At 72.9% G+C, this 20,892-nt stretch carries 19 protein-coding genes; 15 read left to right on the top strand and 4 right to left on the bottom strand.

Annotated elements, in window-relative coordinates:
* The first annotated feature begins 6 nt into the window (after positions 1–6).
* Positions 7–1,071, top strand: coding sequence for an ATP-dependent DNA ligase (locus OHB00_RS43595; protein ID WP_406443478.1), 1,065 nt, complete (start codon positions 7–9; stop codon positions 1,069–1,071).
* 8 nt (positions 1,072–1,079) lie between these two features.
* Here the strand turns inward: OHB00_RS43595 and OHB00_RS43590 are convergent, their stop codons facing one another.
* Complete coding sequence (locus OHB00_RS43590; protein WP_406443477.1) at positions 1,080–2,270, bottom strand: zinc-dependent alcohol dehydrogenase; 1,191 nt, start codon at positions 2,268–2,270, stop codon at positions 1,080–1,082.
* Positions 2,271–2,465: 195 nt separating this feature from the next.
* Between OHB00_RS43590 and OHB00_RS43585 the strand changes: the two genes are divergently transcribed.
* On the top strand, positions 2,466–3,431 hold the full coding sequence (locus tag OHB00_RS43585) for a DUF3048 domain-containing protein (RefSeq protein ID WP_406446250.1): 966 nt from the start codon (positions 2,466–2,468) through the stop codon (positions 3,429–3,431).
* Between the two features lie 13 nt (positions 3,432–3,444).
* Here OHB00_RS43585 and OHB00_RS43580 read toward each other — a convergent pair whose 3' ends face one another.
* A complete protein-coding gene (locus tag OHB00_RS43580; RefSeq protein ID WP_406443475.1) occupies positions 3,445–3,909 on the bottom strand; it encodes a MarR family winged helix-turn-helix transcriptional regulator in 465 nt (154 codons plus the stop codon).
* Positions 3,910–4,093: 184 nt separating this feature from the next.
* Between OHB00_RS43580 and OHB00_RS43575 the strand changes: the two genes are divergently transcribed.
* From OHB00_RS43575 to OHB00_RS43540, 8 genes are all read left to right on the top strand, one after another.
* A complete protein-coding gene (locus OHB00_RS43575; protein WP_406443474.1) occupies positions 4,094–4,849 on the top strand; it encodes a CoA transferase subunit A in 756 nt (251 codons plus the stop codon).
* The gene (locus OHB00_RS43570; RefSeq protein ID WP_406443473.1) at positions 4,849–5,493 is read left to right on the top strand and encodes a CoA transferase subunit B; all 645 of its coding nucleotides are present in this window, start codon (positions 4,849–4,851) and stop codon (positions 5,491–5,493) included. The genes OHB00_RS43575 and OHB00_RS43570 overlap by 1 nt, the downstream gene beginning before the upstream one ends.
* Positions 5,490–6,692 (top strand): thiolase family protein, encoded by a 1,203-nt coding sequence (locus OHB00_RS43565; RefSeq protein ID WP_406443471.1) that lies wholly within the window; start codon positions 5,490–5,492, stop codon positions 6,690–6,692. Before OHB00_RS43570 ends, OHB00_RS43565 begins: the two co-directional genes overlap by 4 nt.
* 86 nt (positions 6,693–6,778) lie before the next feature.
* Positions 6,779–7,552, top strand: coding sequence for a protocatechuate 3,4-dioxygenase subunit beta (gene pcaH, locus OHB00_RS43560; RefSeq protein ID WP_406443469.1), 774 nt, complete (start codon positions 6,779–6,781; stop codon positions 7,550–7,552).
* Positions 7,553–7,558: 6 nt separating this feature from the next.
* Positions 7,559–8,161, top strand: coding sequence for a protocatechuate 3,4-dioxygenase subunit alpha (pcaG, locus tag OHB00_RS43555; protein ID WP_406443467.1), 603 nt, complete (start codon positions 7,559–7,561; stop codon positions 8,159–8,161).
* Between the two features lie 5 nt (positions 8,162–8,166).
* Positions 8,167–9,498: a 3-carboxy-cis,cis-muconate cycloisomerase gene (gene pcaB / locus OHB00_RS43550; RefSeq protein WP_406446248.1), complete on the top strand. Its 1,332-nt coding sequence runs from the start codon at positions 8,167–8,169 to the stop codon at positions 9,496–9,498.
* Positions 9,495–10,613, top strand: coding sequence for a 3-oxoadipate enol-lactonase (pcaD, locus tag OHB00_RS43545; protein ID WP_406443465.1), 1,119 nt, complete (start codon positions 9,495–9,497; stop codon positions 10,611–10,613). Before pcaB ends, pcaD begins: the two co-directional genes overlap by 4 nt.
* A 49-nt stretch (positions 10,614–10,662) precedes the next feature.
* The gene (locus OHB00_RS43540; RefSeq protein ID WP_406443464.1) at positions 10,663–11,454 is read left to right on the top strand and encodes an SDR family NAD(P)-dependent oxidoreductase; all 792 of its coding nucleotides are present in this window, start codon (positions 10,663–10,665) and stop codon (positions 11,452–11,454) included.
* A gap of 81 nt (positions 11,455–11,535) precedes the next feature.
* On the opposite strand, the gene OHB00_RS43535 is transcribed toward OHB00_RS43540, so the two are convergent.
* On the bottom strand, positions 11,536–14,217 hold the full coding sequence (locus OHB00_RS43535; protein WP_406443462.1) for an ATP-binding protein: 2,682 nt from the start codon (positions 14,215–14,217) through the stop codon (positions 11,536–11,538).
* Positions 14,218–14,398: 181 nt separating this feature from the next.
* On the opposite strand from OHB00_RS43535, the gene OHB00_RS43530 reads away from it, so the two are divergent.
* The 3 genes from OHB00_RS43530 to OHB00_RS43520 all read left to right on the top strand — a co-directional run bounded on the left by OHB00_RS43530 (position 14,399) and on the right by OHB00_RS43520 (position 18,042).
* Entirely contained in the window at positions 14,399–15,670 is a 1,272-nt protein-coding gene (locus OHB00_RS43530; protein WP_406443460.1) for an MFS transporter, read from the top strand.
* 4 nt (positions 15,671–15,674) lie between these two features.
* On the top strand, positions 15,675–16,817 hold the full coding sequence (locus OHB00_RS43525) for an anhydro-N-acetylmuramic acid kinase (protein ID WP_406443458.1): 1,143 nt from the start codon (positions 15,675–15,677) through the stop codon (positions 16,815–16,817).
* A 124-nt stretch (positions 16,818–16,941) separates the two neighbouring features.
* Complete coding sequence (locus OHB00_RS43520; RefSeq protein WP_406443456.1) at positions 16,942–18,042, top strand: DUF2510 domain-containing protein; 1,101 nt, start codon at positions 16,942–16,944, stop codon at positions 18,040–18,042.
* A gap of 147 nt (positions 18,043–18,189) precedes the next feature.
* Here the strand turns inward: OHB00_RS43520 and OHB00_RS43515 are convergent, their stop codons facing one another.
* Entirely contained in the window at positions 18,190–18,804 is a 615-nt protein-coding gene (locus OHB00_RS43515; protein ID WP_406443454.1) for a TetR/AcrR family transcriptional regulator, read from the bottom strand.
* A 178-nt stretch (positions 18,805–18,982) separates the two neighbouring features.
* Here OHB00_RS43515 and OHB00_RS43510 point away from each other — a divergent pair, with 178 nt between their 5' ends.
* Positions 18,983–19,870: a phosphatase PAP2 family protein gene (locus OHB00_RS43510; protein WP_406443452.1), complete on the top strand. Its 888-nt coding sequence runs from the start codon at positions 18,983–18,985 to the stop codon at positions 19,868–19,870.
* Entirely contained in the window at positions 19,867–20,799 is a 933-nt protein-coding gene (locus tag OHB00_RS43505) for a hypothetical protein (RefSeq protein WP_406443451.1), read from the top strand. Before OHB00_RS43510 ends, OHB00_RS43505 begins: the two co-directional genes overlap by 4 nt.
* The last annotated feature ends 93 nt before the right edge of the window (positions 20,800–20,892 follow it).

Here is a 20,892-nt window from a genome sequence, read left to right as displayed (position 1 = left end):
AGGAGCATGGATCTGCCGGTGATGCCGCCCGTGAAGCCGATGCTCGCCAAGCCGGTGGCGACGATCCCGCCGGGCATGCAGTACGAGGCGAAGTGGGACGGCTTCCGCGCGATCGTGTTCCGGGACGGCGCCGAGGTGGAGCTGGGCAGCCGGACCGGGAAGCCGTTGACCCGGTACTTCCCCGAGCTGGTGGCGGCGCTGAGGGAACGGGTGCCCGAGCGGTGCGTGCTGGACGGGGAGATCGTCATCGCACGGGAGGGCCGGCTCGACTTCGACGCGCTGACCGAGCGGATCCATCCGGCGGACTCCAGGGTGCGCACACTGGCGGAGCGGACACCCGCCTCCTTCGTCGCCTTCGACCTGCTGGCGCTGGCCGACGAGGCACTGCTCGACGTCCCGCTGACCGACCGCCGCGCGCTGCTCACGAGGGCACTGGACGGCGTCACCCCGCCCGTGCATCTGGCGCCGGCCACGACCGATGTCGAGGTGGCCCGGCAGTGGTTCGAACAGTACGAGGGGGCCGGCCTCGACGGGGTCATCGCCAAGCCGCTCGCCCTGCGCTACCGGCAGGACGAGCGCGCCATGTTCAAGGTCAAGCACGAGCGGACGGCCGACGTCGTGGTCGCCGGCTACCGCCTCCACAAGAGCGGCCCGGTGGTGGGCTCGCTGCTGCTGGGCCTGTACGACGACCGGGGCGCCCTCCAGCACGTGGGTGTGTCGGCCGCGTTCCCGATGAGGCGGCGGGCCGAGCTGATCGAGGAACTGGAGCCGCTGCGCATGGCGGACGTCTCCGGCCACCCGTGGGCGGCCTGGGCGGAGGAGGCCGCCCATGAGTCGGCCCGGCTGCCCGGCGCGCCGAGCCGCTGGTCGGGCAAGAAGGACCTGTCCTGGGTGCCGCTGCGGCCGGAGCGGGTGGCCGAGGTGGCGTACGACCACATGGAGAACGGGGCCCGCTTCCGGCACACGGCGCGCTTCCGCCGCTGGCGCCCGGACCGCGCACCGGAGAGCTGCACCTACGCCCAGCTGGAGGAGCCGGTGCGCTACGACCTCACCGAGATCCTGGGGTCCTGACGCCGCGGCTACGGCTTCAGGAGGACCTTCACCGCGCCGTCCTGCTTGTGCTGGAACATGTCGTACGCGTGCGGGGCCTCGGACAGCGGCAGCCGGTGGGTGGCGAAGTCATCGACGCCGAGCGGGTCCTCGTCCGTCAGATACGGCATGACCTTGTCGGTCCAGCTGCGGACGTTGGCCTGGCCCATGCGCAGCTGGATCTGCTTGTCGAACAGGGTGAGCATCGGCAGGGGGTCGGCCATGCCGCCGTACACGCCGCTCAGGGAGATCGTGCCGCCCCGGCGGACCAGGTCGATCGCCATGTGGAGGGCGGCGAGCCGGTCGACGGCGAAGCGTTCCGCCAGGGGGGCGGCGATCTTGCGGGGCAGCATTCCGGTCGCGGCCTGCGCCATCTTCGCGGCGGCGCTCCCGTGCGCCTCGGTGCCGACGGCGTCGATCACGGCGTCCGGGCCCCGGCCGCCGGTCTCGTCGTGGATCGCGTGGACCAGTGCCTTCTCGTCGTCGAAGGCCCGCAGGTCGTACGTCTCGGCACCCCGGCCGGCAGCCCGCTCCAGCCGCTCGGGCACCAGGTCGATGCCGAACACCCGCTCCGCCCCGCGTGCCCTGGCGATCCGGCAGGCCATGTCGCCGATCGGCCCGAGGCCGAGGACGGCCACGGTGCCGCCGGGCGGGACCGCGGCGTACTCGACGGCCTGCCAGGCGGTGGGGAGCACGTCGGAGAGGTAGACGAAACGGTCGTCGGACGGACCCTCGGGCACCTTGATGGGGCCGAAGTGCGCCTGCGGGACGCGCAGGTACTCGGCCTGGGCACCGGGGACCGCACCGTAGAGCCGGGTGTAGCCGAACAGGGCGGCGCCCATGCCCTCGCCGGTGACCTGGGTGGTCTCGCACTGGGTCATCAGCCCCGTGGAGCACATGAAGCAGTGCCCGCACGCGATCTGGAAGGGCACCACAACGCGGTCGCCCGGCCGCAGGTCGGGCACCTCGGAACCGGTCTCCTCGACGATGCCCATGGGTTCGTGGCCGAGGATGTCACCCGGGGTCATGAACGGCGTGAGCACCTCGTACAGGTGCAGGTCCGAGCCGCACAGGCCGGTCGAGGTGATGCGGATGACGGCGTCCGTGGGCTGTTCGATGCGGGGATCGGGCACGTCGTCCACCCGTACGTCCCGTCGGCCCTGCCAGGTGACTGCCTTCATGACTCGCGCTCCCTGTGTCGCGTGCGCGCCGGTCCTGGCCGCGCGTTCGAAATGGCGGCCCGGGCCGGGTACCCGAGTGGTCCCCGCCCGAACCGCACACGCCAGCACGCCCCGGCCGGGTATGGCCACCGATGAACCGATGAGCACACAATCAAGGGGCAGGCGGGGTGGACGAACGGGGTGACAGCGGTGGGTGTGCGACACGGGGCGCCGACGCGCCGGACCGTGCTGGCGGCAGCGCTGGCGGCCACGACGACGTCCGCCCTGGCGGCGGGCTGCACGCGGCACGGCACGACGGACGACGGCCGCGCACCGCAGGGCACCCCCACACCGAGCGGGACGCATGCCACCGGCTCCGTACTGGCCGTGAAGATCGACAACGTGGCCGCGGCCCGCCCCCAGACCGGGCTGGACTCGGCGGACGTGGTGTACGCGGAGCAGGTGGAGGGCGGCCTCAGCCGGCTGATGGCGGTGTACGCCACCCAGCTCCCCGAGGTCATCGGCCCCGTCCGCAGCGCCCGCGAGTCCGACCTGGAACTGCTGCGCCAGTTCGACCGGCCGACGCTGGCCTTCTCCGGCGCCCAGAAGAAGCTGCTTCCCCTGATCGGCCGGGCACCGCTGCGGGCGGAGTCCCCCGAGCAGGCGTCCGGGGCCTACTACCGGGGCAGCGGCAGACCGGCCCCGCACAACCTCTACCTCCGCCCGGCCAAGGTGATGGACGGGGTGCCCGGCAAGGCCGCGCTCACCACCGGGTTCCGCTACGGCCCGGCCCCGGCCGGCGGCACGGTCACCGCCGCACGCACCGTGCGCTACCCGGCGGCCCGCTTCACCTTCACCTGGTCCGCCGGCCGCAATCGCTGGCTGGTGTCGATGGACGGCACCCCGGACCGGACGACGGCCGGGAAACGGCTGGCGGCCGCGACGGTCGTGGTGCAGTACGTCGAGGTGACCACGTCCCGGTATCACGACGTGCTCGGCAACCCCACTCCGTACACCGAGACGGTCGGGTCGGGAAAGGCCGACGTGCTGCGGGACGGGCAGTCGTTCGAGACCACCTGGTCGCGGCCCGCCGCCACGGACGGTACGACCTTCACGGGAGCCGACGGCAGACCGGTGAACCTCGCCGACGGACCGGTGTGGGTGGTCTTCGCGAAGGCCTAGGCCGTGGGAGGACCTAGACCCTGGCGACGACGGCCTCAGGGGGATTGCGCAGGCCCTCCGCCGCGTCCGAGACCCGGCGGATCAGATCGAAGAACTGGGTCTGCTCCTCGGCCGACAGCGGGGCCAGGAAGACCTGGTTCATCCGGGCGGTGCGCACGGCGAGCTTGCGGTGGGTGCGCAGACCGTCGTCGGTGAGGCGCAGCAGGTAGCGGCGCCCGTCCTGCGGGTCGCGCACCTTGTCGAGGAGCCCGCGCCGGCTCAGCCGGCTGATGACCTCGGCGATGGTCGACCGGTCCAGGCCCACCCGCTCCCCCACGGTCCGCTGGTCCAGTCCCGGCTCGGCGACGAGCGCGTTCAGCACGGCGAACTGCGGCGAGGTGATCTCCTCCGAGACCATCGTGTTCCACAGCAGGTAGTGGGCCTGCTGAAGCCGCCGGGCCAGGTGCCCGGGGTGGGTGGTGAGGTCCACCGCGGCCATGTGCGCTCCCGTGGTCCGAATTCGTTGGTGCACTGAACGATACCCGCGGCCATCGGTCCTGTCTGTACACCCGTCTGCCATCGTTCCAGGTCTTGACTGGTGCCTACGCCAGTGGCAGCGTGGCAGACGTCTCGCTGAAATACTCAGTGCCCTGATTAATTCGCGGAGAGATGAGGCTTCACGGATGGACAAGGTGGTCGCCACGGCCGCGGAGGCGGTGGCCGATGTGCCGCAGGGCGCGTCGCTGGCGGTGGGCGGGTTCGGGCTCAGCGGTGTGCCGAACGTGCTGATCGGGGCGTTGTACGAGCGGGGTGTGGGTGGCCTGAGCGTCGTCTCGAACAACTGCGGTGCGATGGAGACGGGTCTTGCGGTGCTGCTGGCCGCCGGGCGGATCGGCCGGGTGACGGGGTCCTACATCGGGGGGAACAAGGAGTTCGCGCGGCAGTACCTGGCGGGTGAGCTGGAGGTGGAGCTGATCCCGCAGGGCACGCTCGCGGAGCGGCTGCGGGCCGGCGGTGCCGGGATCCCCGCGTTCTACACCCCCGCGGGGGTGGGCACGCAGGTGGCGGACGGCGGGCTGCCCTGGCGCTACGACGGCTCGGGCGGCGTGACCTTGGCCTCACCGGCCAAGGAGGTGCGGGAGTTCGACGGCACCGAGTACGTCCTGGAGCGCGGGATCCGTACCGACTTCGCGCTGGTGCGGGCGGCGAAGGGCGACCGGCACGGGAACCTGGTCTTCAACAAGTCCACCCGCAACTTCAACCCGCTCGCGGCGATGGCCGGGAAGGTCACGATCGCCGAGGTGGAGGAGCTGGTGGAGCCCGGCGAGATCGATCCGGACGCGGTGCATCTGCCGGGGATCTTCGTGCAGCGAGTGGTGGCCCTCACCCCGGAGCAGGCGGCGGACAAGAAGATCGAGCAGCGGACGGTGAGCAGCTGATGGCCTGGACGCGCCAGGAGATGGCCGCGCGGGCCGCCCGCGAGCTGCGGGACGGCCAGTACGTGAACCTCGGGATCGGGCTGCCGACGCTGATCCCGAACTACCTGCCCGAGGGGGTGGAGGTGGTCCTGGAGTCGGAGAACGGCATTCTGGGCACCGGCCCCTACCCGGGCGAGGACGCCGTCGACCCGGACCTGATCAATGCCGGGAAGGAGACCGTCACGGTCCTGCCCGGCGCCTCCTTCTTCGACTCGGCGCTGTCGTTCTCGATGATCCGCGGCGGCCACATCGACGTCGCCGTGCTCGGTGCGATGCAGGTGTCCGAGAAGGGCGATCTCGCCAACTGGGCGATCCCGGGCAAGCTGGTGACCGGGATCGGCGGGGCGATGGACCTCGTGCACGGCGCGCGCACGGTCATCGTCGTGATGACCCACACCGCGAAGGACGGCTCCCCGAAGATCCTGAGCGAGTGCGCGCTGCCGCTGACCGGGAAGGCGTGCGTCGACCGGATCATCACCGACCTCGGCGTGATCGACGTGACCGATGGCGGGCTGGTGCTGGTGGAGACGGCACCCGGGGTCGGTGCCGAGGAGATCGTCGCCAAGACCGATGCCAAGCTCACCGTCCCGGAGGATCTGTTGTGAACACGGTGTACATCGTCGACGCGGTGCGCACGCCGATCGGCCGTTACAACGGCGGCCTGGCGTCGGTGCGCCCGGACGACCTGGCCGCGCACGCCATCCGTGAACTCCTCGCCCGCACGCCCGGCCTGGATCCGGCCCGGATCGAGGACGTGTACTTCGGCAACGCCAACGGCGCCGGCGAGGAGAACCGCAACGTCGGCCGGATGGCCGCGCTGCTGGCGGGTCTGCCGACGTCCGTGCCGGGCGTCACGGTCAACCGGCTGTGCGCCTCGGGGCTGGAGGCGGTCATCCAGGCCGCGCGTGCCATCGCCGTCGGGGACGCCTCCATCGCCGTGGCGGGCGGTGTCGAGTCCATGACCCGGGCGCCGTACGTGCTGCCCAAGAACGACCGGCCGTTCCCCGCCGGGCACGCCGAGCTGTACTCGACCACGCTGGGCTGGCGCATGGTCAACCCGAAGATGGACCCGCAGTGGACCATCCCGCTGGGCGAGAGCGCGGAACGCATCGCCGACAAGCACAAGATCAGCCGGGAGCAGCAGGACGAGTTCGCCCTCGCCTCCCATCAGAAGGCCACCGCCGCGCGGGAACAGGGGCTGTTCGAGGCCGAGTCGGCGCCGGTGTCCCTTCCGCAGCGCAAGGGCGAGCCGGTGGTGTTCGGTGCGGACGAATGCGTGCGTACGGATGCTTCCCTCGCCGCGATGGCCAAGCTCAAACCGTCCTTCCGCAGCGAGGGCGGGACGGTGACCGCGGGGAACGCGTCGCCGCTCAACGACGGTGCGGCGGCGTTGCTGCTGACCGACGAGGAGGGGCTGCGGTCGCTCGGGCGGGAGCCGCTGGCCCGCGTCAGCGCGACGGGCGTCTCCGCGATCGACCCGGACTACTTCGGGCTCGCCCCCGTCGAGGCGGTGACGCGTGCGCTGGGCAAGGCCGGCAAGACCTTCGCCGACCTCGATGTGCTGGAACTGAACGAGGCGTTCGCGGCGCAGGTGCTCGGGTGTGTGGCCGAGTGGCCGGAGTTCGACCCGGCGATCCTCAATCCGCAGGGCGGGGCGATCGCCCTCGGGCACCCGCTGGGAGCTTCGGGAGCCCGGCTCGCCGGGACCGTGGCGCATCAGCTTGCACGGCGTGGCAGCGGTACCGGGGTTGCCAGCCTCTGTATCGGCGTCGGCCAAGGGCTCGCGCTTGTTCTTGAGCGGTAGACGGGCCGTGCGCACCTGCGGGTGCGTTGTGGCTCGTCGCGCAGTTCCCCGCGCCCCTTACGGGGCGCTCACACCTAGGACTTTCTATGACACTCACCCAAGCTGACATCGACCTCGAAATCGCTGCCGAGCACGCCGCCTATGAGAAGCGGGTGGCCGAAGGCGCCGCCGTCGAGCACCACCCCCGCCGGGACTACACCCCCTACCGGTCGTCCGTGCTGCGGCATCCGAAGCAGCCCCTGGTCGCCATCGACACGGCCAAGGACCCGGAGCTGGTGGAGCTGCACTCGCCCGCGTTCGGGGAGCGGGACATCACCGGGATAGACAATGACCTGACCCGGCAGCACAGCGGTGAGCCGGTCGGTGAGCGGATCACCGTGTCCGGGCGGCTGCTGGACCGCGACGGGCGGCCGGTCCGGGGGCAGCTGATCGAGATCTGGCAGGCCAACTCGGCGGGCCGCTACGCGCACCAGCGCGAACAGCACGACGCCCCGCTGGACCCGAACTTCACGGGTGTCGGCCGGACGATCACCGACGCCGACGGCGGCTACCACTTCACCACCATCCAGCCGGGCCCCTACCCCTGGCGCAACCACCTCAACGCGTGGCGTCCGGCGCACATCCACTTCTCGATGTTCGGTACGGCGTTCACGCAGCGGCTGGTGACGCAGATGTACTTCCCGAGCGACCCGCTGTTCCCGTATGACCCGATCATCCAGTCGGTGACGGACGACGCGGCCCGGCAGCGGCTGGTCGCGACCTACGACCACAGCCTGTCCGTGCCGGAGTTCTCGATGGGTTACCACTGGGACATCGTGCTGGACGGCCCCGCCGCCACCTGGCTCGAAGAAGGACGCTGACCTGCCATGACGAAGATCGACACAAGCAGCCCGGAGAACGTGCTGCCCACCCCGTCGCACACGGTCGGCCCGTTCTACGGGTACGCGCTGCCGTTCCGCGGCGGCGAGGAGATCGCACCCCTCGGGCACCCGGACACGATCACGGTCCACGGATACGTCCTCGACGGTGCGGGCGACCCGCTGCCCGACGCGCTCCTGGAGCTGTGGGGCGCCGACCCGGACGGGAACGTGTCCACGACCGACGGTTCGATCCGCCGCGACCCTGCGACCGGTGACTACCTCGGCCGCAACGGCGTGGAGTTCACCGGCTGGGGCCGGATCCAGACGGACACCAACGGGCACTGGTACGCGCGGACGCTGCGGCCCGGCGTCCGTGGCGCCGGCGCGCCCCACCTCAGCGTGTGCGTGTTCGCGCGCGGGCTGCTGGTGCACCTGTACACCAGGATCTACCTGCCGGGCGACGACGCGGCGCTCGCCGCCGACCCGCTGCTCACCCGGGTGGGCGAGCGACGCGACACGCTGATCGCCGCCGAGGAGGGTCCGGGGACCTACCGTTTCGACATCCGCCTTCAGGGCGAGGGCGAGACGGTCTTCCTGGAGTTCCAGTGAGTTCAGTGGAGTACGGCGGTGCCGACGCCGGGCTGCTCGGTCCCGGGTGGTCCGGTTCCGCCGCCGCGGCCGCGACCGGCGACAGCGCCTGGCTGCGGGCGCTCCTTGACGCGGAGACGGCCCTCACCCGTGCCCAGGCCGCCCTGGGGCTGGCGCCGTCCGAGGCGGCGACGGCCGTGACCGAGGCGGCCGACCCCGGACGCTACGACGTCGGCGCCCTCGCGGAGCGCGGCCGCGGCGGCGGCAACCCGGTCATCCCGCTGGTCGCCGATCTGACCAAGGCGGTCGGCGCGGAGTACGGGCCGTACGTGCACCGGGGTGCGACCAGCCAGGACATCATGGACACGGCGACCATGCTGGTCGCCGCCCGCACCCTGGACCTGCTGCTCGCCGACCTCGGCGGCACCGCAGGGGCCTTGGCCAGGCTGGCCGCCGAGTACCGTGACACGCCGATGCCGGGCCGCACGCTCACCCAGCACGCCGTACCGACGGCCTTCGGGCTGAAGGCGGCCGGCTGGCGCTCGCTGGTCCTCGACGCCCGGGACCGCGTGATGCGGGTCCGGACGTCGCTGCCCGCCCAACTCGGTGGCGCGGCAGGCACGCTGGCCGCCTTCGGAGCGTACGGCGCGGAGCACGCCGAGGAGCTACCGGCGGCGTACGCGCGTGAACTCGGCCTGGCAGCCCCGCTGTTGCCCTGGCACACGCTGCGGACGCCGATCGCCGACCTCGCCGGATGCCTCGCCTTCACGGCAGGGGCGCTGGGCAAGCTCGCCGCGGACGTGCTGACCTTGTCCCGTACCGAGATCGGCGAGGTGTCCGAGGGCAGCGGGGGCGGCTCGTCGGCGATGCCGCACAAGGCCAACCCCGTGCGAGCGACGCTGATCGCGGCGGCCGCCCGGCGGGCTCCGCAGTGCGCGGCCGTCCTGTACGGCTCGATGGCCGCTGAGGACGAGCGGCCGGCCGGTGCCTGGCACGCCGAGTGGGAGCCGTTGCGGGATCTGCTGCGGACCGTCGGCGGCGCGGCGCGGGACGCGGCGGAGCTGGCGGAAGGGCTGCGGGTGCACCCGGAGGCGATGCGCCGCCACCTCGGCCTCACCAACGGACTGATCGTCTCGGAGCGGCTCTCCGCCGAGCTGGCCCCCGTGCTCGGCCGGGCCCGCGCCAAGGAGCTGCTCACCGAGCTGGCCCGCCGCACCCACACCGAGCACCGAACGCTGCGTGAACTCCTGGCCGAGGAACCCGACTTGAAGGAAGTCGATCTCGACAGCCTGACCGATCCCGCCCGTTACACCGGCTCCGCCGGTGTGCTCACCGACCGTGCTCTGGAGCGACGTTGACCGAGTCCCTTCTCAACCACCGCGTCGAGGGCCCCGCTTCGGCTCCCCCGCTGCTCCTCGGGCCGTCGCTCGGCACCTCGTACGCCCTGTGGGACGCCGTGGCGCCCGAACTGTCGATCACTCACCGTGTCGTGCGCTGGAATCTGCCGGGGCACGGCGGTTCGGCGCCCGGCCCGGTCAAGGCCGGGGCGACCGTCGGTGACCTCGCCGCCCTGGTGCTCGCGCTCGCCGACGCGCTCGGCATCGAGCGGTTCGCGTACGCGGGGGTGTCGCTGGGCGGTGCCGTGGGGCTGCACCTGGCCGTCCACCACCCGGACCGGCTGGAGAACCTGGCGGTGATCTGCTCCTCGGCCCACTTCGGCGGCTCCAGGCCGTGGGAGGAGCGGGCCGAGCGGGTGCGCCGGGAGGGCCTGGAGTGGCTCGCGGAGAACGCCCCCAGCCGCTGGTTCACGCCCGGTTTCACCGTACCGCGGCTGGTCGAGGACCAGCGGACGGCCGACCCGGAGGCGTACGCCGCCTGCTGCGACGCACTGGCCGCCTTCGACCTGCGCGACCGGCTCGGCGAGATCGCCGTCCGCACCCTGCTGATCGCCGGCCGCCAGGACCCCGCGACCCCGCCGCCGCATCTGCGGGAGATCGCCGACACCGTGCCGGCGTCCACGCTGGTCGAACTGCCGGGCGCCGCTCATCTGGCTCCCGCGCAGTGCCCCGAGGCCGTCCTCACCGCGCTCCGCTCCCACCTCGACGGGGGCGCCAGGCTCGGCATGGCCGTACGCCGTGACGTGCTCGGCGACGCGCACGTCGACCGCGCACAGGCCCGGCAGACCCCCTTCACGGCCCGCTTCCAGGACTTCATCTCGCGCTACGCCTGGGGCGAGATCTGGACCGACCCCACCCTCTCCCGCCGCGAACGCAGCATGATCACCCTCACCGCTCTGGTCGCCCACGGCCACTACGACGAGCTGGCCATGCATGTGCGGGCGGCCCGGCGCAACGGGCTGACTCCGGACGAGATCGGCGCGGTGCTGCTGCAGACGGCCGTGTACTGCGGGGTCCCGGCCGCGAACTCCGCGTTCGCGACGGCACAGCGGGTGCTGGCGGAAGAGGAAGGGTGACACTGCCGGGGACAGGCACAGGAGGGGGCGCTGTGCCTACGGTGGGAGCATGTCGACCATCCTGATCACGGGTGCCACCTCCGGGCTCGGCCGATACGTCGCCTTCGCACTGGTCCGCTCGGGACATGTCGTCCTCGCGCACGGCCGCGACCCCGGCCGTACCGAGCGGCTGGTCGAGGAGCTGCGCACCGAGGGCGACGCCGAGGCGTTCGTCGCGGACCTGGCCTCGCTGGCCCAGGTCCGCGAACTGGGCGCGCGGGTCGCCGACGCCCACCCCGACCTGGACGTACTGATCAACAACGCGGGCGTCGGCGCCGGCTCCCCCGGCTCGGGCCGCGAACTGAGCAGCGACGGCCACGAGCTGCGCTTGGCCGTCAACTACCTTGCTCCGGTTGCCCTCACCCGCGCCCTTCTGCCGGTCCTGCGCGCCAACACCCCGGCCCGCATCGTCAACGTCGGCTCGGCGGGCCAGGAACCTCTGGACTTCGACGATCCCGAGTTCACCCGCGGCTACCAGGGGTTCGCGGCCTACTGCCGGGCGAAGTTCGCCCTGGCCGCCCACACCTTCGCCCTGGCGGAGGAGCTGGCGGGCACCGGCGTGTCGGTGAACGTCCTGCACCCGGCCACCTTCATGGACACCGCGATGGTGCGGGAGGGCGGAGTGGCCCCGTGGAGCACGGTGGCGGACGGCGCCCCGGGGGTACTGGCCCTGGCGACGCAGGACTTGAGTACAGGGCGCTACTTCGACGGTACGAGTCCGGCACGAGCGCACGAAGCGACGTACGACCGAGAGGTACAGAAACGCCTGTCAGCGGTAACTGATCAACTCCTCGCTCTGTAGCGCCCCGTAGGGGGCGCGGGGCTGTATTGACATGCGGCTGCCGCCGCGTGGGCGCGACCAGCCACAGACGGCCTGCACCCGTCAGCGCAGCCCCCGCCCCGTATCCAAAACCTCCCGAGCCTGAGCAACCAACCCGTCCGCCCCACACGACCGGGCCAACGCCAGCCCCCTGTTCAACTCGGCCACCGACCGCGCGGCGATCCCGTACTCCACCCGAGCCGCCGCATGCTCGTACTGGCAAGGCGACGCCTCCAGATACGCCACCGCCTGCGAAGCCAGCCGCACCTGCCGCTGCCCGGTCTCCAGCGCGGCAGCGCACCGCAGCGCCTCGCCGATCGCCGTGTCCGTGCCGAACCGCTCGGCCTGCCGTCGCGCGTCGCTCGCCAGTCGCGCCGCCCGCGCCGGGTCCTCGTTCGCGAGGGCCCGGGCGAGGTCGAGCGCCCAGGGCACGACCACGGGGTTGAAGTGGCCGCGGGCGGCGGCCGCCTTCTCCGCCGCCTCCAGTTCGTTCACGGCCTCTTTCGCGCGGCCGACGGCGAGCAGCAGCCGGCCGCGCACCGACCGCGGGTCCGGCATGACGATGGTGGACGGGTACGGCGGTGCGAAGCCGTACTGTTCGGCGGTCTCCCAGGCCTGCTGGACATGGCCGCGGGCGAGTAGCGTGTCGACGAGGTTGCAGGTGGCGGTCCAGTACAGGGGCAGCCGGCGGCCGACCCGCTCGGCGATCCGCAGGGACTCCCGCAGCGAGGTCTCCGCGTCCCGCAGCCGGCCGCGCCGGCGATGGCCGAGGCCGACGTAGGCATGGGCGAGGGCGAGGTGGCCGCCGCTCCAGCCGGAGGACTCGTAGGCGCGCAGAGCCTCGTTGTACAGGCTCTCCGCGCGGTCGAGGCGGTCGGTGTAGACGTAGGAGTTGGCGAGCATCAGCAGGAGTTCGATGCCCCACTCGGTGTCCGTCCAGCCGAGGCCGGGCGCGAGCCGGCCGTTGACGAGGGCGCGGTCGCACAGCTCGACGACCTCCTCGGCGCTCTCGCCCTGGATGAGCAGGTCGAAGCCGCGCAGCATCAGCAGGGCGCGCTCGGAGTTGTCGCGGCCGGTGCAGGTGGCGGCGAGGTCGGCGAGCCGTTCGGAGCGGCGCGGGGAGACGGCCTCTCCGGCGATGCCCTCCCACATGAACTGGACGGCCTGGAGCCGGAGTCTCGCGGGTCCTTCGTCGTGCCGCGCGGCCTCCGCCTCGACCGTGCGGACGGCTTCCTCCAGCTGGTCGTTGTGGAGAAGGGCCTGGGAGAGCCGGAAGACGGCGTCGACGCGTTCGGGGCCGGCGAGGCCGGGCATGCCGAGGGCGCTCTGCAGGTGGCCGATGGTGACGGCGGGCTTGGTGAGGAGGGTGGCGCAGCCCAGTTCGTAGAGCACGCGCGCGTGGACCTCGGGGAGGGGCGGTTCGAGCAGGGCGCGTTCGAGGCAGCGGCGGGCCGCGTCCGGGGCGCCTACGGCGAGGTGTTCCTTGGCCGCGTCGCGCAGCTGTTCGACGAGTTCCTCGTCGTCGTCCGGGTGGACCTTCAGCAGATGGCGGGAGGCCTCGGCTATCCCGCGGCCGTCGTCGATGACGATCTGGGCGGCGATGCCGTGCATGGCGGTGCACATCGCGGGCGGGATGGAGTTGTAGACGGCGGTGGCGATCAGCGGGTGGACGAACTCCAGGTCGCCCGCGTGGGACCGGTAGCCGGCCGGGTCGGGCGCGGTGAGGATACGGGCGCTGCGCAGCAGTTCGGCGCAGCGCTCGGCGTCGTCCACGGCCATGCTGGCGAGCTGGGCGACGAGGTCGACGGAGATGCCGGTGCCGAGAATGGCGGCGGCCCAGGCGAACCGGGTGGCGTCGACACCGAGGCCTTCGAGGCGGGTGACGAGTCCGCCGCCGCGGGCCGACCGGTTGAGGGCGCGCAGTTCGCCGGCCCGGGCCTCGACGGGTTCGACCTCGCTGTCCTGGACCTTGGCGAGGAGTTCGACGGTCTCGTAGGGGTTGCCGCCGGTGACGGCCCAGACCTCGCGGCAGAACGGGGCGTCGGCGTGCTCGCCGAGGGTGGCGCGGGTCAGGCCCGCGGTGGCGTCCGGGGTGAGGGCGCTGATGGTGCGGACGGGGCGGCCGGCCGCGGCGGCCACGGCGTCGAGGTAGCGGGCGCTGTCGCCGGCGACCTCGCCGGGGCGGCGCGCCACCAGGACCAGCACGGACAGGTCGTCGAGGCGTTCGACGAAGGCGGCGAGCCAGGCCAGGGTCTCCTGGTCGGCCCAGTGCGCGTCGTCGATCAGCAGGACCAGCGGCCAGTCGCGTTTGGCGAGCCGGCGGACGGCCGCGACCAGGCCGTCGCAGACGCCCTGCGGGTCGGCCTGACGGTCGCCGGGGTCCGTGATCCCGAGGGCGGGCCCCGCGATGTCGTACCAGTCGCCGAGGTACTCCCGGGCCTCCTCGGGCAGCAGGGAGACCAGGGCGGGCTGGAGCAGCTGCCGTACCACGTGGAAGGGCACACTGCGCAGGGTCTCGACGCCGCGGGTGGACCAGACGGTGCAGCCCCGGCGTTCGGCGATGCGGCGGGTCTCGGCCAGCAGCGCGGTCTTGCCGAGCCCGGCCTCGCCCCGCACCACCAGCAGGTTTCCCGAGGTGGACCGGTCGGCGCACAGGACGTCGAGCGCCTCGGTGACGGCGGCGACCTCCTCCTCGCGCTCCCAGAGGGGAGCCGAGGCGCCTCCTGGGGGCTGCTCCTCCGTCATCCCGTTACCTCCCCAAGTCGCCCGAACGACGTACAGACCACGAGCGTAGCCGTCCGGTTGGCTGTCCGGAGGCGGGTCCGGACAGCTGTGGCCGTGACGGGTGAAAGCGGGTGCACCCGGGCGACGCGGAACGGCCCCGACCTGCCGCTGTGCAGCGAACGGACCGTCAACGGGCAGGAACATGAAGCTGACTTTCGAAGATCGGGCGGCGCGCGAGCGGAACCGGCCCCTCCGGGCCCTGGCCGCGGGCTCGGTCGGCAATTTCATCGAGTGGTACGAGTTCGGTGTCTACGGCTATGTCGCGACCGTCGTCGCCGAGCGGTTCTTCACCCCGGCGGGCGGCGGCGCGGCCGAGGGGCTGGTGCGCACCTACGCCTCGTTCGGGCTGGCGTTCTTCTTCCGTCCGCTGGGCGCGGCCCTGTTCGGCCGGCTGGCGGACCGGCTCGGCCGACGGCCGGTGCTGATCCTGGTGGTGGCGCTGATGACGGGTGCGACGGCGCTGATCGGCGTGCTGCCGACATACGCGCAGGCGGGTGCGCTCGCGCCGTGGCTGCTGACGTTTCTGAGGGCGGTTCAGGGGCTGTCGGCGGGCGGGGAGTTCGGGGGCGCGGTGGCGATGCTGACCGAGTTCGCGCCACCGGGGCGCCGGGGGCTGTACGGGGCGTGGCAGTCGTTCACCGTGGCGTTGGGTCTGCTGGGCGGTGCGGGGGTGGCGGTGGGGCTGTCGGGCATTCTGACGTCCGAGCAGTTCGGTTCCTGGGGCTGGCGGTTGCCGTTCCTGCTGGCGTTGCCGCTGGGTGCGCTGGCGCTGTGGCTGCGGATCGGGCTGGACGAGACACCGGAGTTCCGGGAGCCGGCCGGGGGCGCCGTGCGGGTGCCGGTCCGGGCGATCGCGCTGGCCGCCGCCCGGGTGATGGGCTGGTCGGCGGCCGGATACACCTTCCTGGTGGTGCTGCCGTCGTACCTCCAGACCGCGCTGCACACCGGTTTCCGCGAGGCCCTGCTGGCCACCGTGGTGGCGAATGTGGGGTTCGCGGCGGCGATCCTGCCCGCGGGGCTGCTCAGCGACCGGGTGGGGCGGCGGCCGGTGATGCTGACCGGCGCCGGGCTCGTGGTGCTGCTGGCGCTGCCCCTGCTCGGCCTCCTCCAGGACCAGGGGACGTCGGCGGCCGTGAAGGGCGCGGCGCTGTGCGGCGCGGGTGCGGTGGTGGGGCTGATGGCCGGCCCCGGGCCCGCGCTGCTGGCCGAGATGTTCCCGGCGCGGGCCCGCTGCACGGGCCTGGGACTCGCCTACGCGCTGTCCAATGCCGTGTTCTCGGGCTGTGCGGGCCTCATCATCACGGAGGCGGTGCGGCGCACCGGGAACCTCGACGTCCCCGGTTACTACGCGGCGGCGACCTGCGCGGTCAGCGTGCTCGCGCTGCTGGGGTCGCCGAAGACGAAGGCGGGTTGAGACATTGCTGGTGATCGGCCTGATGTCCGGGACGTCGTACGACGCGGTGGACGCGGCGGCGGCCGAGCTGCGGCTGCTGGACGGCACGCTGCTGCTGAAGCCGCTGGGAATGGTGAGCACGCCGTACGACGAGGAGTTGCGCGAGGCGCTCGCGCGGGCGCTGCCGCCGGTCGCCGTGCCGCTGGCGCGGGTGTGCCTGCTGGACACCCGGATCGGGCAGGCGTTCGCGGCGGCCGCGGTCCGGGCCGACCGCGAACTGTGCGGTGGGCGTGGGGAGTTGGTGGCCTCGCACGGGCAGACGGTCTACCACTGGGTGACGGACGGGCGGGTGCTCGGCACCCTCCAGCTCGGGCAGCCGGCGTGGATCGCGGAGGCGACGGGGCTGCCGGTGGTCTCCGACTTCCGGCCGCGGGACGTGGCGGCCGGGGGCCAGGGGGCTCCCCTGGTGAGCCTGGTCGACCTGCTGTGGCTGCGTGGCCGGCCGGGGACGCCGGTGGCGCTGAACCTCGGCGGCATCGCCAACCTGACGGCCCCCGACGGCACGGCCTTCGACACCGGGCCCGGGTGCGCGCTGCTGGACGCGGCGGTGCGGGAGTTCACCGGCGGGCGGCTGGCGTACGACGTGGACGGGGCGCTCGCGGCCCGCGGCCGTCCGGATGAGCTGCTGCTCGAAGAGCTGCTGGCGGAGCCGTACTACGCGCTGCCCGCGCCGAAGACGACCGGCAAGGAGCTGTTCCATGCCGGGTACTGGCGGGCGCCCGCGGGCCTGCCGGCCGAGGACGCGCTGGCGACCCTCACCCGGCTGACCGCCCGGACGGTGGCGGACGCGGTGCGGGGCGTGGCGGCGACGGAGGTGATCGCGTCGGGCGGCGGCACCCGCAACCCCGTGCTGATGCGGATGCTGGGCGACCTGCTCCCGCGGATCCCGGTGCGCGTCTCCGACGAACTCGGGCTGCCCGCGGCGGCCAAGGAGGCGTACGCCTTCGCGGTCCTCGGCTTCCTCACCGCGCACGGCCTCGCGGGCACGGCCCCGACCGCCACCGGCGCCCGCCACCCGAGCATCCTCGGCTCCCTGACCCCGGGCCGGAACGGCCTGCGCCTCCCGCCGCCGGCACCGGGGCCGCCGGTGCGGCTGCGGATCGAATGAGGCGTGCCGGACCGCCTCCTGCGGACCGCGCCGGATCGCGTGCCGGCCACGTTTCGCATCATCTCGTCCGAACATCGCCGGATCCTCTCATCCGACTTTCACCGATGCCTCATACGGTGGGGGCATGACGCAGGTGACTCCTCCCGGGTGGTATCCCGATCCCGGGCAGACAAGTGACGGTCCGGCCACCGAACGCTGGTGGGACGGCAAGGCCTGGACGGAGCAGACCCGGCCCGCCGGGTCGGCCGCCGGCTGGGGTCCCCCGCCGCAGCCGCCGGCCGACGGGGCCGAGCAGACCTTCCCGGCCGAGGGGGGCGACCCGGCACACCCGGCGCAGCCGGCTTACCCGGCAGGCGGGGCCTACCCCGCGTACCCGGGATATCCGGGGTATCCGGCACCGCCGGCCCCTGCCAAGCGCGGGCTGCACACCGGTGTCGCCGTAGGCGTGGCCGTGGCGGTGCTCGCCGCCATCGGGGTGAGCGCGTGGGCGCTCACCGGCAACGGCGGCGACAGCGGCGGCCAGCAGGCCTCGCAGCAGGGCTCGGGCGGCCAGGGCGGGTTCGGCCAGGGCGGCCCCGAGGGGCAGAACGGCGGTCAGGGCTTCCCGTTCGGCGGGTCCGGCGGCGGTTCGGGTTCCGGCGGCACCGGCGGGGGCGCCTCGCCGTCTCCGAACGAGTCCGAGGCGCCGAAGGTCAAGGGCGGCGGCACGGTCTCGGACTCGATCAACGCCATCAGCATCCCGGTGCCGGACGGCTGGACCGGGCAGGCTCTGAGCTACGGCGCCAACGTCAGCTCCGACGACTCCTACAAGTGCCCGGGCGACACCTCGCAGACCTGCACCGCCGGCGGTGCCTACTCGGCGCCCGCCGTGGTGCTGGGCACCAAGGGCGACACGGCCGAGGAGGTCGCGAAGGCGGACATCTCGGCCAACGCCACGGAGTCGTACGGCGGCAAGACCTACGGCTCGATCACCTCGCACCAGGTGCTGGCCTCCAAGGCGGTCACCGTGGCCGGGCAGAAGGGATACCTGGTCCGCTGGAAGGCGATCACCAGCAAGGGCGCCGACGGCTACGTCGAGTCGCTGGCCTTCCCGTCGCCCGCCAACGCCCAGCAGATCGTCGTGATCCGGTTCGGTGTCGACGTCGGCCAGAAGGAGTCGGTCATCGACACGATCACCAGCGGCATCAAGGTGTCCTCGGGCAGCGGCAGCGGGCAGAACACCTGACCGTCCGCGGACAGTGATCGGCCGGGTGGAGCGCCCCTCCGCTCAAAGGGGCACCCCACCCGGCCGGGGGGTGCGCGCCGCCCCCGTCCCCACGGTGCGGCGCGAGCAGGTCACCGTCCAGTCATCCCGTGGACGGCGGCCTGGGTCCTAGGTCAGTCCGAGTGCGGGCAGCGCGACGGCCTCCACGAAGCGGACGAGATAGTCGGCGTCGGCGTACTCGCCGGTGAGCACGGGCCGTACCCGCAGGACGCCGAACATCATGGCGGGCACGTAGTCCAGCGCGGGGTGCCCCTCGGGGACCTCGCCGCGTGCGACACCGCGGTGCAGGATCTCCTGGAGCGCGGCGATCTCGGGTTCGACGAGTGCCTCGCGCAGCGCCTGCGCCAGTTCCTCGTCCGAGTGCACCGCGTGGCCGAGCGCCGAGAGCAGCTTGGTGTCCTTGCGCGACCAGTCGCCCGCCACCCGCGCCACCTCACGCAGGTCCCCGGCGAGTGATCCGGTGTCGACGCCTGCGAAGCGCACCTCGCGGTTGGCCCGCAGCGCGGCCGCGACGAACTGCGGTTTCGTCTTCCACTGCCGGTAGAGGGTGGACTTGCTGCAGCGGGTGCTGGCGGCGATCCCCTCCATGGAGACGGAGTCGTAGCCGCACTCACGGATCTGTTCGAGCACGGCGTCGAAGAACTCCCGCTCACGCTCCGGCGAGATCTTGGAGCGGCGCGAGGATGCGACCGTCTCCGGTCCGTCCGCGGCCTGCGACGTCATGTGCTCTTCTCCTCACTCCTCGGAAACCTACAACCAGTGTGGCCTACGTCTATCGATACGCCACTGTACCGGTACACGACCGTATCGGTACAGTGGCGTATCGGTACGCTTCCGTATCGAAGAGTCCGGGCCACCGCCCGGGACTCGCACAGCACCACCGTCAGTGAGGGGGCCTGGGATGAGATCCCAGTCCGAGCCGGCAGCAGCGGAGCCGGGCGCGATAGCCCGGCCGCCGCTCGTCCGTGAGTTCCTGCTCGTCGCAGGGCTCTTCCTCGTCTACAAGCTCGGGCGCCAACTGGCCACCGGCCATACCGCCGAGGCCCTGCACAACGCCCGCCGCGTCTGGGACCTGGAACGGACGCTGCACCTGCCCTCGGAGGTCGACGTGCAGTCCGCACTGCTGCACGGCGACGCCCTCGTCCACCTGGCCAACACCTACTACGCCACGGTTCATTTCCCGGCCACCCTGGCCTTCCTGGTCTGGCTCTACCTGCGGCGGCCCGCGCACTACGTCTGGGCCCGCCGGGTCCTCGCCGCGGTGACCGCGGCCGCCCTGGTGCTGCCCTTCACCTTCCCGCTGGCGCCGCCCCGGATGCTGGCCGCGACCGGCCTCGTCGACACCGCCCGCGTCTACGGCCCCTCCGTCTACGGCCCGCCCTCCAGCGACCACCTGTCCAACCAGTTCGCGGCGATGCCCTCGCTGCACTTCGGCTGGGCCCTGATGGTGGCGATCGGCCTGATCGTCGCCACCCGCCCACCCGTCTCCCACCACCACCCCGAACGAGGCGCTACGCGCCGCAGTATTCGACCGAGCTGGCGCTGGCTCTGGCTGCTGCACCCCGCGATCACCCTCCTCGTGATCGTCGGCACCGCCAACCACTACTGGCTGGACGCGATCGTCGCCACCGCGATGCTCGGCACCGCCCTCGCCCTGATCCGCCCCCAGACTTCGTCCGGGGGGACCCCCACCTCGCTTCGCTCGCCGCACCGCACGGCCACCACGGCCGGGCGCGGCACCCGGCACCTCGGCTCCGAGGAGCCCGCGCTGGTGGGGGCGGGCCGATGAGCACCACGACCCTTGTCGCCGTCGCGCTGTCGCTGGTCTCGGCCGTGGCCTACGCGGCCGCCGCCGTCGCCCAGGAACGGCTCGCGTCGAAGTCCTCCGCCACCGGCCTGCTGCGGCTGCTCGGCAGCGGCGCCTGGTGGGCGGCGGTGGGCCTGAACGCCGGCGCCGCCCTGCTGCACGTCGTCGCCCTCAAGTACGGCCCGCTCACCCTCGTACAGCCCCTGGGCGCGCTCACCCTGGTCGCGGCCGTGCCGATGGGCGCGCGTGCGGCCGGCCGCCGGGTCACCGCGACGGAGTGGCGAGGCACCGCCCTGACCCTGCTCGGCCTCGGCGCCCTCCTGATCACGGCCTCGGGCCCGGCACCGCACCAGGTGCTGAGCCTCACCGAGGCCCTCGCCGTCGCCGGTACGACGGCCGCGCTGATCGGTGTCCTCTCCCGCCCCGGCACCCGCCCGGGCCTCCGCCACGCCACCGCGTCCGGTTTCGCCTCGGGCGTCGCCTCCGCCCTCACCCAGACGGTGACGGTGGCGGCGACGGACCACTCGGGGCCGGCCCTGAGCGTCAAGGTGATCGTGGTGGCCCTGCTGGTGGCCGCGTTCGCGGTCGGCGGCCTGCTGCTCTCCCAGATCGCCTACCGCGGCGGCCTGGGCGCCCCGCTGGCCATGGTCACCCTCTCCAACCCACTGGCTGCGGCGGTCATCGGCCTGACCCTGCTGGGCCAGGGACTCCAGGGCGGGGTCCGGGGCATCCTGCTCGCCCTGACGGGCGCGGGCCTGGCGTCGTGGGGCGTGGTCCTGCTGACCCGGGTGACACCGCCGACACCGGTCGTCGAACTGGACGACGAACACCCGGTGGCCGCAGTCCTGGCCCTGGACCCGACCCTGCTCCCCCGGCAGCCGACGGAACCGAAAAAACTGACGACCCTCTGAACACCCCGTCCACTGGGCGCCCCAAAGGGGCGCGGGGCGGTATCGGTTGTGCGGCTGCCGCCGCGTATGCGCGACCAGCCACAGACAACCCGC

It is taken from the genome of Streptomyces sp. NBC_00631, from assembly GCF_045206895.1.
GTDB lineage: Bacteria > Actinomycetota > Actinomycetes > Streptomycetales > Streptomycetaceae > Streptomyces.
The sequence above is the reverse complement of the archived record's forward strand: the minus strand, read 5'-3'. Positions and strand labels throughout refer to the sequence as shown.

Excerpts from the sequence above, each read along its gene's own strand:
- OHB00_RS43595 (WP_406443478.1), top strand. The coding sequence starts at position 7 with ATGGATCTGCCGGTGATGCCGCCCGTGAAGCCGATGCTCGCCAAGCCG.
- OHB00_RS43590 (WP_406443477.1), bottom strand. The coding sequence starts at position 2,270 with ATGAAGGCAGTCACCTGGCAGGGCCGACGGGACGTACGGGTGGACGAC.
- OHB00_RS43580 (WP_406443475.1), bottom strand. The coding sequence starts at position 3,909 with ATGGCCGCGGTGGACCTCACCACCCACCCCGGGCACCTGGCCCGGCGG.
- OHB00_RS43575 (WP_406443474.1), top strand. The coding sequence starts at position 4,094 with ATGGACAAGGTGGTCGCCACGGCCGCGGAGGCGGTGGCCGATGTGCCG.
- OHB00_RS43570 (WP_406443473.1), top strand. The coding sequence starts at position 4,849 with ATGGCCTGGACGCGCCAGGAGATGGCCGCGCGGGCCGCCCGCGAGCTG.
- pcaH (WP_406443469.1), top strand. The coding sequence starts at position 6,779 with ATGACACTCACCCAAGCTGACATCGACCTCGAAATCGCTGCCGAGCAC.
- pcaG (WP_406443467.1), top strand. The coding sequence starts at position 7,559 with ATGACGAAGATCGACACAAGCAGCCCGGAGAACGTGCTGCCCACCCCG.
- OHB00_RS43540 (WP_406443464.1), top strand. The coding sequence starts at position 10,663 with ATGTCGACCATCCTGATCACGGGTGCCACCTCCGGGCTCGGCCGATAC.
- OHB00_RS43535 (WP_406443462.1), bottom strand. The coding sequence starts at position 14,217 with ATGACGGAGGAGCAGCCCCCAGGAGGCGCCTCGGCTCCCCTCTGGGAG.
- OHB00_RS43530 (WP_406443460.1), top strand. The coding sequence starts at position 14,399 with ATGAAGCTGACTTTCGAAGATCGGGCGGCGCGCGAGCGGAACCGGCCC.
- OHB00_RS43520 (WP_406443456.1), top strand. The coding sequence starts at position 16,942 with ATGACGCAGGTGACTCCTCCCGGGTGGTATCCCGATCCCGGGCAGACA.
- OHB00_RS43515 (WP_406443454.1), bottom strand. The coding sequence starts at position 18,804 with ATGACGTCGCAGGCCGCGGACGGACCGGAGACGGTCGCATCCTCGCGC.
- OHB00_RS43510 (WP_406443452.1), top strand. The coding sequence starts at position 18,983 with ATGAGATCCCAGTCCGAGCCGGCAGCAGCGGAGCCGGGCGCGATAGCC.
- OHB00_RS43505 (WP_406443451.1), top strand. The coding sequence starts at position 19,867 with ATGAGCACCACGACCCTTGTCGCCGTCGCGCTGTCGCTGGTCTCGGCC.